At 60.9% G+C, this 16,947-nt stretch carries 10 protein-coding genes; all 10 read left to right on the top strand.

What is annotated here, in order from left to right:
• The first annotated feature begins 17 nt into the window (after positions 1–17).
• The 10 genes from tssH to QLG02_RS19730 all read left to right on the top strand — a co-directional run bounded on the left by tssH (position 18) and on the right by QLG02_RS19730 (position 16,917).
• A complete protein-coding gene (tssH, locus tag QLG02_RS19685) occupies positions 18–2,660 on the top strand; it encodes a type VI secretion system ATPase TssH (protein ID WP_139705828.1) in 2,643 nt (880 codons plus the stop codon).
• 2 nt (positions 2,661–2,662) lie between these two features.
• The gene (gene vasH, locus QLG02_RS19690) at positions 2,663–4,201 is read left to right on the top strand and encodes a sigma-54-dependent transcriptional regulator VasH (protein ID WP_282465954.1); all 1,539 of its coding nucleotides are present in this window, start codon (positions 2,663–2,665) and stop codon (positions 4,199–4,201) included.
• The gene (vasI, locus tag QLG02_RS19695; protein ID WP_282465955.1) at positions 4,201–4,806 is read left to right on the top strand and encodes a type VI secretion system-associated protein VasI; all 606 of its coding nucleotides are present in this window, start codon (positions 4,201–4,203) and stop codon (positions 4,804–4,806) included. Before vasH ends, vasI begins: the two co-directional genes overlap by 1 nt.
• 8 nt (positions 4,807–4,814) lie before the next feature.
• Positions 4,815–6,260, top strand: a complete 1,446-nt coding sequence (gene tssA / locus QLG02_RS19700; RefSeq protein ID WP_282465956.1) for a type VI secretion system protein TssA — start codon at positions 4,815–4,817, stop codon at positions 6,258–6,260.
• A gap of 41 nt (positions 6,261–6,301) precedes the next feature.
• Positions 6,302–9,787 (top strand): type VI secretion system membrane subunit TssM, encoded by a 3,486-nt coding sequence (gene tssM, locus QLG02_RS19705; RefSeq protein WP_282465957.1) that lies wholly within the window; start codon positions 6,302–6,304, stop codon positions 9,785–9,787.
• Positions 9,788–9,833: 46 nt separating this feature from the next.
• Positions 9,834–11,264 (top strand): VasL domain-containing protein, encoded by a 1,431-nt coding sequence (locus tag QLG02_RS19710; RefSeq protein ID WP_282465958.1) that lies wholly within the window; start codon positions 9,834–9,836, stop codon positions 11,262–11,264.
• Between the two features lie 257 nt (positions 11,265–11,521).
• A complete protein-coding gene (locus QLG02_RS19715; protein ID WP_017411057.1) occupies positions 11,522–11,809 on the top strand; it encodes a type VI secretion system PAAR protein in 288 nt (95 codons plus the stop codon).
• A 10-nt stretch (positions 11,810–11,819) separates the two neighbouring features.
• The gene (tssI, locus tag QLG02_RS19720) at positions 11,820–13,865 is read left to right on the top strand and encodes a type VI secretion system tip protein TssI/VgrG (protein WP_282465959.1); all 2,046 of its coding nucleotides are present in this window, start codon (positions 11,820–11,822) and stop codon (positions 13,863–13,865) included.
• Between the two features lie 9 nt (positions 13,866–13,874).
• Complete coding sequence (locus tag QLG02_RS19725) at positions 13,875–16,382, top strand: pesticin C-terminus-like muramidase (protein WP_282465960.1); 2,508 nt, start codon at positions 13,875–13,877, stop codon at positions 16,380–16,382.
• Between the two features lies 1 nt (position 16,383).
• The gene (locus QLG02_RS19730; RefSeq protein ID WP_282465961.1) at positions 16,384–16,917 is read left to right on the top strand and encodes a hypothetical protein; all 534 of its coding nucleotides are present in this window, start codon (positions 16,384–16,386) and stop codon (positions 16,915–16,917) included.
• Positions 16,918–16,947 lie beyond the last annotated feature (30 nt).

A 16,947-nucleotide genomic window follows, 5' to 3' on the forward strand; every position in this document is an offset into this window, starting at 1 on the left:
CTTAAGGAGAGCACGCCTTGATTCGTATAGAGCTACCGGTACTGGTGGAAAGACTCAACCCCATCTGCCGTCACATGCTGGAAGAGGCTGCGGCCCTCTGCGTCAATCACCAGGGGGCTGAGATCCGCATCGAGCATCTGCTCCTGAAGATGCTGGAGACCCCGCTGAGCGATGTGCGCCAGATCCTGAAGGTGGCCGAGGTGGAGGTGGAAGAGCTCAAGACCCTGCTGCAACCGTCCGCTGCCGATAACGGCTATGGCCAGGGTTACCCCTCCTTCTCGCCCATGCTGGTGGAGTGGCTGCAAGACAGCTGGCTGCTCGCCTCCGCCGAGCTGCAACATGCCCAGCTGCGCAGCGGCGTCATGCTGCTGGTGCTGCTGATGACCCCCCAGCGCTACCTGCCGGGTTCGGTGACTCGTTTGCTTGCCAAGGTCAATCGCGAGCTGCTGCGCCAGCAGTTCGACGAGTGGGTCAAGGAGTCTGCCGAGACGCAAGTTGCCACCGCCCCCGGCGGCAAGACGGCCCAGGCAGCCCTGCCGGCCGATGCCAGCCTGCTGGCCCGCTTTACCGTCAACGTGACCGAACAGGCCCGCCAGGGCAGCCTGGATCCCGTGCTCTGCCGGGATCACGAGATCGATCTGATGATCGACATCCTCTCCCGTCGTCGCAAGAACAACCCCATCGTGGTGGGGGAGGCCGGGGTCGGCAAGAGCGCCCTCATCGAGGGGTTGGCCCTGCGCATGGTGGCGGGCCAGGTGCCTGAGAAGCTGCGCGGGGTCGAGCTGATGACCCTGGATCTCGGTGCCATGCAGGCCGGCGCCTCGGTCAAGGGGGAGTTCGAGAAGCGCTTCAAGGGGGTGATGCAGGAGGTCAAGGACGCCGTGCAACCTGTCATCCTGTTCATCGACGAGGCGCACACCCTGATTGGGGCCGGCAACCAGGCCGGCGGGTTGGATGTCTCCAACCTCATCAAGCCGGCGCTGGCCCGGGGCGAGCTGCGCACCATCGCCGCCACCACCTGGGGCGAGTACAAGAAATACGTGGAGAAAGATGCGGCCCTGTCGCGCCGCTTCCAGCTGGTGAAGGTCGGTGAACCCGATGCCGACGAGGCCACTGTGATCCTGCGCGGCCTGCGCAGCATCTACGAGAAGGCCCACGGGGTGCTGATCGACGAGGAGGCGCTGCAGGCCGCCGCCCAGCTCTCCGCCCGTTACATCTCCGGCCGTCAGCTGCCGGACAAGGCCATTGACGTGCTCGATACCGCCTGTGCCCGGGTGGCCATCAACCTCACCACCCCGCCGCGCGCGGTCAGCCACCTGCAAAATGCGCTGCGCCAGCGCGAGCTGGAGATCCGTCAGCTGGAGCGCCAGAGCCTGATCGGTCTTGGTGACAACGCAGAGCGCCTGGCCGAGTTGCAGGCGGCCCAGCAGGCTTGCCGTGAAGAACTGGCCGAGCAGGAGGCCCGGTGGCAGCAGCAGCAGGGGCTGGTGCACCAGATTGTCGAGCTGCGCGCAGCCCTGCTGGCCGATCAGCAGGATGAGATGCTGACCAGAGAGGCACTGGATCTCGCCGATGCGCCGCTCGATCCGCAGGCCGCTGCCGAGCAGCTGGCCACCTTCGAGCGCGAGCTGGCCGAGTTGCAGCAAGGAGAAGTGCTGGTCTCCGCCCACGTCGACAAGACCCAGATTGCCGCCGTCATCGCCGAGTGGACCGGGGTGCCCCTAAATCGCATCTCCCAGGGGGAGCTGGACGTGGTAACCCGCCTGCCGGAGTACCTCGGCGAGCTCATCAAGGGGCAGGATGTGGCAGTGGCCCACCTGCACAAGCACCTTCTCACCGCCCGCGCCGACCTGCGTCGTCCCGGCCGCCCGCTCGGCGCTTTCCTGCTGGTGGGGCCGAGCGGGGTCGGCAAGACCGAAACCGTGCTGCAGATTGCCGAGCTGATGTTCGGTGGCCGCCAGTACCTGACCACCATCAACATGTCCGAGTATCAGGAGAAGCACACCGTCTCCCGTCTCATCGGCTCGCCGCCCGGCTACGTCGGTTTCGGCGAGGGGGGCGTGCTGACCGAGGCTATTCGGCAGAAACCCTACTCGGTGGTGCTGCTGGATGAAGTGGAAAAAGCGCACCCGGATGTGCTCAACCTCTTCTATCAGGCGTTCGACAAGGGCGAGCTGGCGGACGGGGAAGGGCGCATCATCGACTGCAAGAACGTGGTCTTCTTCCTCACCTCCAACCTCGGTTTCCAGACCATCGTCGATCATGCCGAGCAGCCCGACGTGCTGCTGGATGCCCTCTATCCGGAGCTAGCCGCCTTCTTCAAACCGGCGCTGCTGGCGCGCATGGAGGTGATCCCCTATCTGCCGCTCGGTCACGACACGCTAGTGCAGATCGTGGGCGGCAAGCTCAACCGGCTGGTCAAGCTGCTCAAGGAGCGCTTCGGCGCCGAGGTGGTGCTGGACGACGAGGTGGCCGAGGAGATCCTGCTGCGGGCCAATCGCAGCGAGAACGGTGCCCGCATGCTCGAATCCGTCATCGACGGTGCCCTGTTGCCGCCGGTCTCCCTGCAACTGTTGCAGCGCCTCTCGGCCGGTGAGCCTATCAAGCGCGTCCACTTTTCCGTGGCCGATCACCAGTTTGTGGCCGAGGTGGGGGCTTGAGTATGGAGCAAGCCCTCGCATTTGCCCTGGCCCTCACCGCCCAGCGCGATGAGCCGCACCTGTGCCACTGGTGGAGCTCGACCGTCCATGCCAGCTTCCAGCCCAAGGGGCTGCTGCTCGGCATGCTGGATGTGAGCGGCCGCCAGCTGGAATGCAAAGGCTGGGTCAGGGGGAAGGAAGTGGCGCTGGGGCTGGCGGTGGACGATTTTTCCCACCCGCTTGCCTATGTGCTGCACAAGGCCCAGTCCCGTACCTGGGACTCCCTCTACGGCGGTGCCCGCATCGAGCACGCCGGTTTTCGCGCACTGTTGGCCAACCTTGGTCAGCAGTGCGGGCTGCATGCGTATCCGCTGCTGGACGGCAACGGCAAGCCGTTTGCCGTGCTGGCCCTGATGGATGAAGGGGAGGTGCTGCGGGCCTGGGCCGACGGCCCCGAGCTGGCCCAGCTCTCCCAGGTCTTTTGCAACCAGCTCACCCTCATTCGCGATCTCGGTCGCAGTCGGCGGGATCAGGGGGTACTGCGCGACTCCCTGCGCCAGATGAAGGGGGAGGGGGAGCGGCTGCGTCAGCACGAGAAGCTGCTCGGCGATCAGCTGGTCGGTCAGTCTGCGGTGATCCGCGGGCTGCGCGAGCAGATCAACCAGGCCGGCCAGCACAAGCTGACCGTACTGATCCAGGGGGAGACCGGCAGTGGCAAGGAAGTGGTGGCAAGGTTGGTGCACCAGTGCTCCGATCGCGCCAACAAGCCCTTTGTCGCCATCAACTGCGCCGCCATCCCGGAAAACCTCATCGAGAGCGAGCTGTTTGGTTATCAGAAGGGGGCCTTCTCCGGCGCCCTTGCCAACAAGACCGGGCTGGTGGCTCAGGCCAACGGTGGCACCCTGTTTCTGGACGAGGTGGGGGACATGCCCGCCGCCATGCAGGCCAAGCTGCTGCGGGTGCTGGAAACCCGCAGTTACCGGCCACTCGGGGCTGAGCAGGAGTATCACTCCGATTTTCGCCTCATCGCCGCTACCCATCAGCCGCTCACCCGCCATGTGGAGGAGGGGCAGTTTCGGGCCGACCTCTACCACCGTCTCTGTCAGTGCCTGCTGCTGATCGCCCCCTTGCGCGAGCACATGGATGATGTGCCGCTGCTGTGCCAGCACTTCATGGCCCAGTTTGCCGCCCAGGATGGCAAGACCCTGGTGGGGCTGCAGCGCAAGTTCTTGAAACAGCTGCAGACCTATGACTTCCCCGGCAATGTGCGCGAGCTGCGCAACCTGCTGGAGGTGGCCTGTGCCCATACCCGTCACGGGGAGGAGGTGGGGCTGGAGGCGCTGCCGCCGGAGCTGCGCGAGCGGGTCTGCGTCGAGTTGCCCGGCACCATGGACGACTACAACCACATCCGCGATCTGCGCCGGGCCATGCAGCAGTACGAGGCTTCCGTCATCGAGGCGCGGCTGCGCCACTTCCAGGGCAATCGGATGCTGGTGGCCGAGAGCCTCAACATTCCCAAGCGCACCCTGGATCACAAGTGCCAGAAACTGGAGGTGAACTGATGAGTATCCTCGGCTTGTTACCGCTGCTGCTGGCCACCAGTGCGGCCGAGGTCCCGCTGGACATGGCGCGCTGGCAGGCCTGCCGGCAGGAGCCCTCGCCGCTGGTACGGCTCGCCTGCTACGACTCCATCGGCAATGGCGTGACCAGTGCCGCCGAAGGGACTGCCCCCAAGTCGGCTGCCTGGCAGGCCATCTGGGCCCAGGAGCAGGCCCGCACGCCAGCGAGCGCGCCCTTTCTGTTGCAGAGCGACGCCGGCCGTGGCAGTGAAACCCTCACTCGCCCGGCACTGCGCGGGGCGACCCTGGCCATCGGCTGCGTCGACAGCATCACCCATATCCGGCTGCGGCTGGACAGCCCCTGGAGCGGCGAGAAAGTGCAGGTCGAGCTGGATGGTCAGCCGAGTGCCGGCTCCCAGAGCTGGTTTATCCGGGATCAGGGGCTGTTGCTGGAATATGGCCGCGGTCTGCCCGCCATCGAGGAGCTCAAGCGCTGGCAGGGCCATCGCGAGCTGCAGGTGCGGGCCGACAACGGCGCCCTCTTGCGGGTCGACCTGAGCGGCCTGAAAGAGGCGCTGGCACCGCTGCGTCAGCAGTGCCGCTGGTAGGAGGGGCAATGAGCTATCAACACCCCTGGTGTGCGCGCCTGCTCACCAGCCTGCCGGATGATCAGATAAGAGGCGCCGTGCTGGCCGACGAGCCGCGCTGGGACTACGTGGAGACCGAGCTGGTCAAGTTGGGATCCCTCGCTCACAGCCAGGTCGATCTCAATGCGGTGGCCGAGGCCTGCCTCGGCCTGCTGGAGAGCCGCACCAAGGACATGCGGGTGCTGGCCCAGTTGCTGCGCTGCCTGCAGCATCCGGCCAAGGTGACCCCGTTGGGGGCGGCGATCAGCCTGCTGGAGGCCTGGATCCAGGCTTACTGGCTGCTGGCCTGGCCCGGCAATGCCAGCCAGAAGCAGCGGCTGATGGTGCAGATCGTCAAGCGCTTCGAAGGGGCCCTGCCGCGCATTTGCGAGAGCGCTTCGGCGGCCGAGCTGGCCCAGTTGCTGGCCCAGGCCGAGCAGCTGGAGCGGGTCTGGCTGGCGCAGTGTCCCGACAAGGGAGAGCTGCTCGACCCGCTGGTGATGGGGCTGAAGCGGGCTCAGCGCCAGCAGGTGGCACAGGCCGAGGCCAATGCCGCCGGGCAGCCCCAGAGCAGCGGCGCGGCGGCAGCGGGCACCCCGGCCTCGGTGGCATCGGCCGCCAGCGGTGCCGGCGCCATGGTGCTCAGCGGCGGTGGCGGCAGTGCCGGCGTCGACGTCGACAGTTCCAACGATCGCGCCTGGCGCCAGACCCAGCTCAAGGTGGCTGAGCTCCTCATCGAGCGTCAGCCCGAGGCGGCAGTGGGCTATCGACTGCGCCGTCACGCCGTCTGGGCCGGGATCACGGCGGTCCCCATGAGCGGGGCGGGCAATAAAACCCCGTTGGCGCCCATGTCGGCGGACATGGTGGACGAGTACCGCGCCGCCATGAACGCCCCTGATCAGGGGCTCTGGCAGCGCATCGAGCAGAGTCTGACCCTGGCGCCCTACTGGTTCGAGGGGCACAGGCTCTCGGCCGAGGTGGCCCAGAAGCTCGGCTTTGGGGCGGTGGCCCAGGCGATCGCCGAGGAGCTCGGGACTTTTCTGCAGCGCCTGCCGGCCCTGCGGGAGCTTGCCTTCAGCGACGGCTCGCCGTTTCTCTCCCCCGAGTGCGGCCGCTGGTTGCAACCGGCCAAGGGGGGCAGTGCGGGCAGTGGCGAAGCGGGGCTGGCCGAGGAGGTGGCCCAGCGCCACGGCGAGCAGGGGGTCGCGGCGGCGCTCGCCCTGCTCGATGAGCGGATTGCGCAGTTGAAAGAGCCAAGAGATCGCTTCCACGCCTTGCTGGTGCAGGCGGAGCTGTTGGCGCAGGAAGGCATGGAGGCGCTTGCGCGCCAGCACTATCAACACTTGTGGCAAGAGGCCAGTCGCCTTGGGTTGTCGCACTGGGAGCCCGGGCTGGTCAACCGCCTGGAGAGCCTGGCGGCGCCGTTGTCGAAATGAATGCCGAAATGAGTCATTGAGTCGGAGTTGGATCACATTTTATGTTCAAAACCATTTTTACTTTTCTGCGGCAACAGCTGCCGAAATTGAAACCCTCCTGGCCCCTGCTCGGTGCTGTGCTCTGGGGGCTGGCTCTCATCCTGGTGTGGTGGCTGGGCCCTCGTCTCGAGGTGCGCGGCGCCAAGCCGTTCGAGCCGCTGTGGGGGCGGGTGGTGTTCACCCTGCTCTGGCTCTGGTTGCTGCTGGGAGTGGTCTCCTGGCGGGTGTGGCGCAAGATGCAGCAGCTCAAGGCCGAGCGTCAGCACGAGGTGGTGCTGGAGCAGGACCCGGTGAAGGGGCTCATCGACAGGCAGGCGCTGTTCCTCGATCGCTGGCTGCAGGCGTTGAATACCCATCTGGGCAAGGGGGCGCTCTACGCCATGCCCTGGTATCTGGTGCTGGGTCTGCCCGGCAGCGGCAAGAGCAGCCTCATTCACCGCGCCAACCCGGCCAACAAGCTCAACCCGAGACTCGATACCGAGCTGCGCGACGTGGCGCAGGATCAGCTGGTGGATTGCTGGCTGGGGGAACAGGCGGTGATGCTGGATCCCGCCGGGGTGCTGCTCTCCCAGAGCGAAGCCGAACTGGATCCACAGGCCCGCAAGCATGAGCGGCTCTGGCTGCACCTGCTCGGCTGGCTCAATGAACACCGTCGTCGCCAGCCCCTCAACGGCCTGGTGCTGACCGTGGATCTGGCCTGGCTCTCCCACGCCAGCGTGGCCGAACGCAAGGCCTATGCCCAGTTGATGCGCTCGCGCCTGCAGGAGGTGTCGGCCACCATGAATACCCGGTTGCCGCTCTATGTCACCTTCACCAAGCTCGATCTGCTGCGCGGCTTTGAGGTGATCTACCAGCAGCTCGACAAGGAGGCCCGCGAGGCCGTGCTGGGGGTGACCTTCAAGCCGGGTGCCGACTGGCAACAGGATCTGGCCCAGTTCTGGGATCAGTGGGTGGACAACCTCAACCAGAATCTGCCCGAACTGATGCTGAGCCGGCTCGATGCCGCCCAGCGCAACGCGCTGTTCTCGTTCGTGCGCCAGCTGGCGGGCCTCAAGGATTACGTGACCAGCCTGCTGGCCGAGACCCTGGCCATTGAGGAGAGCAAGCCACTGCTGGTGCGCGGGGTCTATGTCAGCTCTGTCTATCAGCAAGGGGTGCCGTTCGATGCGTTTGCCCAGGCGGCCTCCCGCCGCTACAACCTGCCAGAGCCCATCCACTCGGCCCTGCGCGGGGAGTCCAACACCTATTTCGTGCGCCAGCTGTTCTCCTCCATCATCTTCCCGGAGGCCCATCTGGCCGGCGAGAACCGGCTGCACACCCTCTATCGCCGGCGCCGCATGGCCATCGGTCTGAGCTGTCTGTCGCTCTTCTCGGCCGCCCTCATCGGTGGCTGGCACTACTTCTACCGGGTCAACGAGGAGGCGGGTCGCAACGTATTGACCAAGGCCCAGGCCTTCATGGAGACCAACGAGGTGGCCGACGCCCACGCCTTCGGCGTGAGCCAGCTGCCGCGCCTCAACCTCATTCGCGAGGCGACCCTCTCCTTTGGCAACTACCGCGAGCGGATGCCGCTGGTGGCCGACCTCGGCCTCTACCAGGGGGACGAGATTGGTCCTTATGTGGAAGGCTCCTACCTGCAACTGTTGAGCCTGCGCTTCCTGCCGGCCCAGATGCAGGGATTGCTTGCCGATCTCAACCAGGCGCCTGCCGGCAGCGAAGAGAAGCTCGCCATCCTGCGGGTGATGCGGATGCTGGACGATGCGTCCGGTCGCAACAAGGATCTGGTGGCGCAGTACATGGCGAGCCGCTGGCAGAAGGCCTTCCCGGGGCAGGGCGCGGTGCAGGAGCAGCTGATGGGGCACCTGGACTATGCCCTCGACCACACCAACTGGTATGGCGCCAGGGCCGAGCGGGATCAGGCCGCCATCACCGCCTTCGTGCCCTTCAAGGAACCGGTCTACGGTGCCCAGCGCGAGCTCGGCAAGCTGCCCATGTATCAGCGGGTCTACCAGAATCTGGTGGTGAAGGCGGGCGATGTATTGCCGCCGGATCTCAACGTGCGTGACGAGGTGGGCCCCACCTTCGACACCGTGTTTGCCCTGCGCAGCGACAACGCCGGCCAAGTGCCGCGGCTGCTCACCTGGCCCGGTTTCAACGACTTCTTCCTCAAGCAGGACAAGGCGCTCATCGATCTCACCGCGATGGATGCCTGGGTGCTGGGCCAGCGCAAGCTGAGCCAGCTGAGCGAGGCGGATCGCAAGGAGATCACCCGTCAGGTCAACGACCGTTACGTCACCGATTACGTCAACCAGTGGCAAAAACTGCTGACCAATCTGGACGTGCAGACCCTGGAGAGCCCGGAGCAGGCGCTGGACGTGCTCGCCGCTATCACCGGCAACGATCAGCCGTTCCAGCGGGTACTGGCCTCGCTGGATGACAACACCCGCATTCGCAAGATCTCCGACGTGGAAGGGGACCCGGCCCAGGCCATCAGCGCCCGCATCGGTCGACCCTTCATGGCCACCAATGCGGCGCTCAGCGGTCGCGGCGAGCAGGGGCCGCTCATCTCCGAGGTCAACCAGAAGCTGGTGGAGCTGCAGCACTACCTGGAGCTCATCGTCAACGCCACCGAGCCGGGCCAGTCCGCCTTGAAAGCGGTGCAACTGCGCATGACCAACAAGTACGCCGATCCGGTGTTCGCCCTGCAGCAATATGCCCGCAGTCTGCCGGCCCCGCTCGATCGCTGGGTGGGTCAGCTCTCCGAGCAGAGCTCGCGACTGGTGATCGACCTGGCCATGTCCTCCCTCAACCAGGAGTGGCAGGACAAGGTGCTGGCCCCCTTCAACAGCCAGCTGGCCGGTCGTTATCCGTTTGATCCGAGCTCGAACAAGGATGTGCCCCTCTCGGAGATGGAGCGCTTCTTCGCACCTAACGGGACGCTGGACAGCTTCTATCAGGTCAACCTCAAGCCCATGGTGGAGAGCGGCCTGATGGAAGGGGAGTTCAGCTCGCCCATCCAAGCCGAGCTGGTCAAGCAGCTGGACCGTGCGGCCCGCATCCGTCAGATCTTCTTCAGCCTGCAGGGCAACCTGGAGGTGCAGTTCGCCCTCGAGCCCATCGAGCTCACCGCCAACAAGCGGCGCAGCGTGCTGAACCTGGACGGCCAGCTGCTGGAATATGCCCATGGCCGTCGTACCAAGATCCCGTTGGTGTGGCCCAACACCATGCGCGACGGGGCCGAGAGCAAGATCACCCTGGTGCCGGCCGCCCGCGAGCGCTCACCACGCAGCGAAGGCTTCGTCGGCCCCTGGGCCATGTTCCGCCTGATGGACAAGGGGGAGCTGACCCAGGTCAATGACGCCACCTTCGATGTGCGCTTCCCGGTGGATCAGGGTGCCATGACCTATCGCGTCTACACCGACAGCGCGCAAAACCCCTTCACCGGCGGCCTGTTCAGCCAGTTCAGACTGCCCGAATCCCTCTATTGATCGCGTCGGGGGCACGTTGTGCCCCCTTCCTGCGTTGGAAGTCCATATGTCACAGAATCAACAAGGTCAGCAGGCCCTGAAAGTGGGGCGCGACCCCAGGATGCTGCCGGAGTACGAGGCGCTGCGGGCCGAGATCAACAAACTCAGCCACGCTTCGCGCCCCGAGGTGGACTGGCAGCGGATCCATCAGCTCGCCAGCCTTATCTTCGAAAAACACGGGGTAGATCTGCAGACCGCCATCTACTTCACCCTGGCGCGCTCGCGCCTGCAGGGGCTCAGCGGTTTTACCGAAGGGTGCGAGTTTCTCGCCAATCTCATCGTCACCCAGTGGGAGAGCTTCTGGCCGCCGGTCCATCAGGAGCGGGCCCGCATCGAGATGCTCGACTGGTTCATCGCCCGCATCAGCGACGTCATTCGCCAGTACCAGATCAGCCACGAGGACAAGCGGCTGATCTATCGCTGCGAGCGGGCGCTGCAGCTCATCAGTGAGAAGCTGCACAACGCGGATCTGAGCCGCATTCCCCGGGTCGAGAATCTGGTGCACTTCATCGAGGGGTATACCCACCTCTTTGACGAGACCGAGATCGTCATCGTCTCTGACGAGCCGGGCCTCAAGGAGGAGCTGCAGATCCCGCCCATGGTGTTCTTCAAGTCAGACATGGAGAGTGATCACGGCGGCACGGTCTCGGCATCGACCCCGCACCTGCCCCAGGGCAGCATTTTGGTGGGGCGCGAGAAGGGGCAGGTCAAGCCCACCGTGCTCAAGATAGAGCAGCACCGTCGGCAGCGTCCGGCCTGGTTCTGGTTTGGCTGCGGCCTGCTCAGCTGCGCCCTGCCGGTGATGGGCTGGCTCGGCTGGCAGCAGCATCAGCAGGAGAAAACCGTGGCGGCCCAGCGTCTGGTGCAGCCGGCCGCCGAGCTGCCCCGAGCCCTCAGTTATGACGACATTCGTCAGGCGCGCATCGTGCTGGGGGAGCAGACCCTGCAGAACATGGAGAGCGATCTGGTGGCCCGCTACCAGAACCAGTTGACCCGGCTCGAGCAGACGTCGCCGCTCTACTGGTATCGCTACGGCGAGGGGCTGCGCAACTCGCTCTTGATGCTCTATCCCGACTCGCTGGCGGTCAAGGCGCTGGACAAGCAGTGGCGGACGCAGCTTGGCGGCCAGCAGGGGGATGTCATCAGCGTACCCACCTACCTGGATGCCCGCGCCGGGGTGGATGCCCTGCTTGATCAGCTGCTGGAGCTGGAGCGCCAGCGCAAGACGGTGACCATCTCCTACCTCAAATCCCAGCTCTATGAAGTGCAGAAGAACCTGATGCAGAACATCCCGTTCAGTCTGCGTCTCGGTGAACTGGAGGCGAGAAAAGCCTCCCAGGAGCCCATCACGGCTGCCGAGCTAAAAAGCCTGGAAAATGATCTGAAAGCGCTCAATATCCGCCTCTATCAGCTGCAACAGGGCGCTTCTGGTAGCTGAAAGTGCTGCCTTGAGCAAGAAATTGCGCAAGATGTGGTGAGTTTGACTGGCAAGGCAAGGTTTGCCGGGAAACTTGCCCTGTCTTGCGCAATGGATTGCAGCAGATTTGTCAGGCTCAACGAGATTGAATCGTAATTGCCTGATTTTTAATGTGATTGTGGGCGACTTTGCCATGGCATGGAGGCTGCTGGGTCGCCGTTCCAACTGTCTCTGCACCAGGCTGCGCTTGCACCATGGTTGCCCCACGGAGAATCCAGATGTGTCCTTCTATTGCATTGCTCGGTGACATCGGTACCGACCACGATGGTTTCCACCCATCACCCGTGATTGCCGCCAGCCCGGATGTGTTCCTCGATGGCAAGCCGGTGGCTCGCCAGGGTGATCCGCTGGCCCCCCACGACAAACCCAACAATCCACCGCATCCGCGCAGCATCTCGGGCGGCGTCGGCTCTGTGCTGGTCAATGGCAAGCCCATCGCCGTGACCGGTACCGCCGTCGGCTGCGGCGGCGTGGTGATTGGTTCAGGTAGCGGACAGGCAGGTTAAGGAGCGCTTCATGGCAGACAGCACAGGATTACAATTTACCGTCAAGGTGGGGGCCCTGCCCGAGAGCACCTTTGTGGTGGCCGAGTTTGCGCTGGATGAAGCGCTCAACCGCCCGTTCAACCTGCGCCTGGAGCTGGCAAGCGCCCAGCCCGACATCGACTTTGGCGCCGTGCTGGACCAGCCGTGCGAGCTGCTGGTGTGGTACAACGGCGAGCTGCAACGTCGGGTGTGCGGGGTGGTCAGTGACTTCGCGCAGGGTGACAGTGGCTTTCGCCGCACCCGCTATCAGCTCATGGTGCTGCCGGCGCTGTGGCGTCTCTCTTTGCGCCAGAACTCCCGCATCTTCCAGGCGCAGAAGCCCGATGAAATCCTCTCCATCCTGCTGCAAGAGCACGGCATCACCGACTACGCCTTTGCCCTGAAAAACGAGCACGCCAAGCGGGAATACTGCGTTCAGTACCGGGAAACCGACCTCGAGTTCCTCAACCGGCTCGCCGCCGAAGAGGGGATGTTCTACTTCCACGAGTTTGAAGCGGGCAAGCACCGCATCGTGTTTGCCGATGACGCAGCCGCCTTGACTGCTGGCCCCGAGCTCTTCTTCAACCTCGGTAACCGTTCCCTCGAGCAAGGCCTCTATGTGCGCCAGTTCCACTACCGCGAGGCAGTGCGCCCAAGCGATGTGGAGCTCAAAGACTACAGCTTCAAGACGCCGGCATACGGTCTCTCCCACAAGAAGCAAGGCGCGGAGCTCGAGCATCAACGCGATACCTACCAGCACTTCGACTATCCGGGTCGCTACAAGCAGGATGGCAGCGGCAAGGCCTTTGCCCAACATCGGCTGGATGCCCTGCGCAACGATGCGGTGGCGGGCCAGGCTAAGTCCAACTGCGCGGCCTTGCAGCCGGGGCAGAGCTTCTCGCTCACCGAACACCCCAACGGCAGCCTCAACACCGACTGGCAAATCGTGCGCATCCAGCACACCGGCTTGCAGCCGCAGGCACTGGAAGAGGAGGGGGGCAGCGGCCCCACCGTCTACCACAACGAATTCGGGGTAGTAAAAGCGAGCACCACCTGGCGGGCACGCATCGGCAGCCCGGAAGCCCCTCACAAGCCGATGGTGGATGGCCCGCAAATCGCCATGGTGGTGGGCCCCGACGGGGAGGAGATTTACTGCGACGAGCACGGCCGGGTGAAGCTGCAGTTCCCGTGGGACCGCTACGGCAGCTCCAACGACCAGAGCTCCTGCTGGGTGCGAGTCTCCCAGGGCTGGGCCGGCGGTCAGTACGGCATGATGGCCATCCCGCGCATCGGGCACGAGGTCATAGTGAGCTTTCTGGAAGGGGACCCCGACCAGCCCATCGTGACTGGTCGCACCTACCACGCCACCAACCGGCCACCGTATGAGCTGCCAGCCAACAAGACCCGCACCGTGCTGCGCACGGAAACCCACCAGGGTGAGGGCTTCAACGAGCTGCGCTTTGAAGACCAGGCGGGGCAGGAAGAGATTTACATCCACGGTCAGAAAGACTTGAACGTGTTGATAGAGAACGACGCCGCCTGGCACATCAAGTACGACCAGCACACCGATATCGACAACGAGCGGGTGACCCGTATCAAGGCCAACGACCACCTGACGGTGGAGGGTGAGAAGCGCGACCAGATAAAAGCCGACTACTCGCTGACGGTGGATGCCAGCCTGCACCAGAAGCTGGGGCAGTCGCTACTGGTGGAGGCCGGTCAGGAAGTGCATATCAAGGTGGGTGACAAGCTGGTGCTGGAGGCGGGTTCCGAGATCACCCTCAAGGGAGGCGGCAGCTTTGTGAAAGTTGACCCGAGCGGCATCAAGCTGGTGGGGCCTGCCATCAAGCTCAATGCCGGCGGTAGCGCAGGCTCAGGCTCTGGCTGGGCTGGCAAGGCCCCCGTAGTGCCCAAGGGGGTAGAAGTGGTCAAGGCTCCCGAACTGGTCGAACTCATCAAGGCCATCCCCACCGAGAAGGCGATGGAGGCGCTCTTGAAAGAAGAGAAGCCCGGTGCGTTCTACCTCTTTTCTGAATAAGGAAACAGCATGAAGTTTGCATTTCCCATCCTCACTGCCACAGGGGAAGAGTTCAAAGATGCCAAGGCGCTGACGGCGCTGATCAATAGCGAGCAATTGGGTCACTATCTTCTTGGCAACCATAACAAATGGCACGGTGGCATTCATATCAGCGACAAGAGTGCCCCTTGGTGCAAGGATAAGTACCCTGTCAGAGCCATGGCCGATGGCAAGGTGGTGGCATTCCGGATGATGAAGGATTACTTGACCTCTGAATTTCAGGGGGAGTCCTTGCGTTATTCCAACTGCTTCTGCCTGGTACAGCATGAATATTGTGAAGTGAATACAGAGACCAAGGCGAAAAATGAGTTCACCTTCTACTCGCTCTATATGCATCTGCTGCCTTGGGATCAGTACCAAAGTACCGAGAAGCTGGTACTGAAGAAGGGGTGGAATGCGCGCAATTCCGTTCCCCATGCCAATCCCGATGCCGAGCAGCAGCGTGTTGATGCTACCTTGCCGCGCTTCACGCTACCTAAAGATACCGAACTGGAAATGGACAGTAACACGCCTCCTCAAAAGGGGAGCGTTGGGGGCAAGGAGTATGATTTCATCAAGGTGACGATCAAGAGTCAGCTGTCCAATACCCAGATGAAAGAGGCTGAGAAGGCCGGTGTTGTGGTCAGTCAAGGGAGTTCGGTCTGGATCGCCAATAGTCCGGCCGCTGTTGAGGTGATTAAACCCAACCTGCCTACCTGGCTATTCGATCAGATAGAGGCGGAACTGCTGACTAATATGGTTGGCCGTGCGGATCCTGGAGTTGATGGACCTACAGGTCGTCCGGTGGTGGGAAAGAAAAGTGTTTCTCTGCCTGCCGGTACCAAGTTGCAGTATGATGCACACCAACTCGAATTCCATTGGGATGGTGACAAGGCGCGCAAGATGGCCAGATGCAAATATGTGACGCCGAGTGTGGACGGTGTGCCAAGTAGTTGTGGTGTCGCCTGGGTATGCGTCGAAGACAAATATATCAAGGCAAATACGCTTCCTCCCTCCCATCTTGGCGAACTCTATGTGTTGCCATCTCCCGTGGCCATTGCCGCAGGTGAGACCATAGGCTATCTCGGCTTGGTGGAAACGCCAGGCTCTCTGATTGGAGGCAAAAAGAGCAAGTATCAAGTCCATCTTGAAGTCTTCACCCAGGATCCTCGTCTTGACGATGTGCTGGCCAACAAGGCTGGAACAAAAGGCGGTGCTACCTATGCCAAGGTCCCGGCGGAACTCGTCTTATACGAAAAGAAAAAGCAGGATGGTAAAGATCTCTGGGTAGCTACTGCTGACAAAAGCTTGGAGGCTCTGATTGAATCACCCGAGCTTGAAAAAGACGCTGCCAAGCAGGAGTGGCTCTGTGTCTCGTCAGGAAAATATGTCAAGAAAGAGCAAGTGGCTCTTTTGAGCCAGCACGACTGGCTGAAGATTGGTTTTAAAAAGGTTGATGGTTCAGGTTCCGACGGTTATCTGGATCCCGATGCCCCTCCGACCTTTTTCGCCGATCTGGTCAAGAGCTTCGATTCCGATGGCAATGGTGAACTTAGCAGCGAAGAGATACAGGCTGCCCTGCAAAACAGCAGCAATGCAGAAAAACTTCAGAAGCTAATCGTCAAGCATCCCAGTGAATGGTATGAAAAATCATCAGCCAGTAGTTATCTATGGCTAGATAAACTTATGACCAAGATTGGCCTGCCAGATTTTGATTTATTGGTTGATCATGAAAAACAGCGTATCGATAAGCTGGAGTGGATGCAGAGTGCTGCCAAGTTGAATCTTGAAAAGGAGGTTTGGCATTTTTCACCAATAGGAATAATGGCATTAATAACAGAGCGACGCCCAAGCGGAGATACAATCGATTTTAATACCACTCTTGGGATTTATAAAATCTCTAAAAAATCTGCGGAGTTTATATTGTCTTGGGAGGCATACATGCCCAAACCATATGTTCCCAAAGGAGACCAGTCAAGTGGCGTTACTATTGGTTATGGGTACGATTTAGGGCAACAGGAAAGCTCATCAGCACGGACTATGTTGAGTGACTATTATACTGCAGCACAGGTGGAACGTTTGTTAACTGCAATTGGTAAAAAAGGGGATAATGCTCGGGCTATTGTTCATGAATTATCTGATATTTCAATTGATAAAGACCGAGCTCTAGATATGGCAATGCGTTTAAAGGAACGATACTGCCAAGTTGTTGTCAACACTTACCCACAAGCTATTAACCTACCTCCAGATAGTGCTGGTGCTATATTGTCATTGGTTTATAACAGAGGTCCATCATTAAAAAAACCGAAAATCGGGGACTCAATAGATAGCCGTCGTGAAATGAGAGAAATAGGTGATGATTTTTCTAAAGGGAATATTAAAAATATACCTTCCAGGCTGAGGAGTATGAGAAGATTATGGGCGAACCAACGGGGACTAAGAGACCGCCGTGAAGGTGAAGCTAAATTTATTGAAGAAGAGTTGGCTAGGGGAGAGTGATATGACTAGTATTTCCAGTAGGTTATTTATTATCTTAATGTTTTTATTTTCAACATATGCACATGCATGTGGTAATAACAACAACGCAATTGTTCAGGGCCCTTTTAGAGATATATCCTTCAATGAAGGATATATCTGCTTTCAAAGTACTTCAGATAAAAACGATATAGAGTTTTATCTTGAGTATGAGTCACCTAAGGGAACACAAAATGTTTTGATTGATACTTTTTATCATTCAGATGCACCAGTGGAATTAATGTCTGTTTTTTTTGCTCCTGTAAATAAAGAGAGGAATGTTGTTATACTTCTTCGCTGGAATGTAAATTATGAAAGTGATGGTATAGAATATCCTTATTTTTATGAGATTAAAATATATCGGAAAAGTAAAGAGGGAAAATATGAACTAAATTTAAGCTCAGAAACTGATGATGCTCTTTCTGGCTACCAGATTATAAAAAATGGTAAAAAGCAAAATTATTCATTAGATAATGCCCAAAAAATTAAAAATTATCTTATGGATAACTATGGTGCATAAATAAGGCAAGGTTTATAGAGCCCGTAGGCT

The organism is Aeromonas sp. V90_14, from assembly GCF_029967615.1.
In the GTDB taxonomy this organism is placed as follows: domain Bacteria; phylum Pseudomonadota; class Gammaproteobacteria; order Enterobacterales; family Aeromonadaceae; genus Aeromonas; species Aeromonas hydrophila.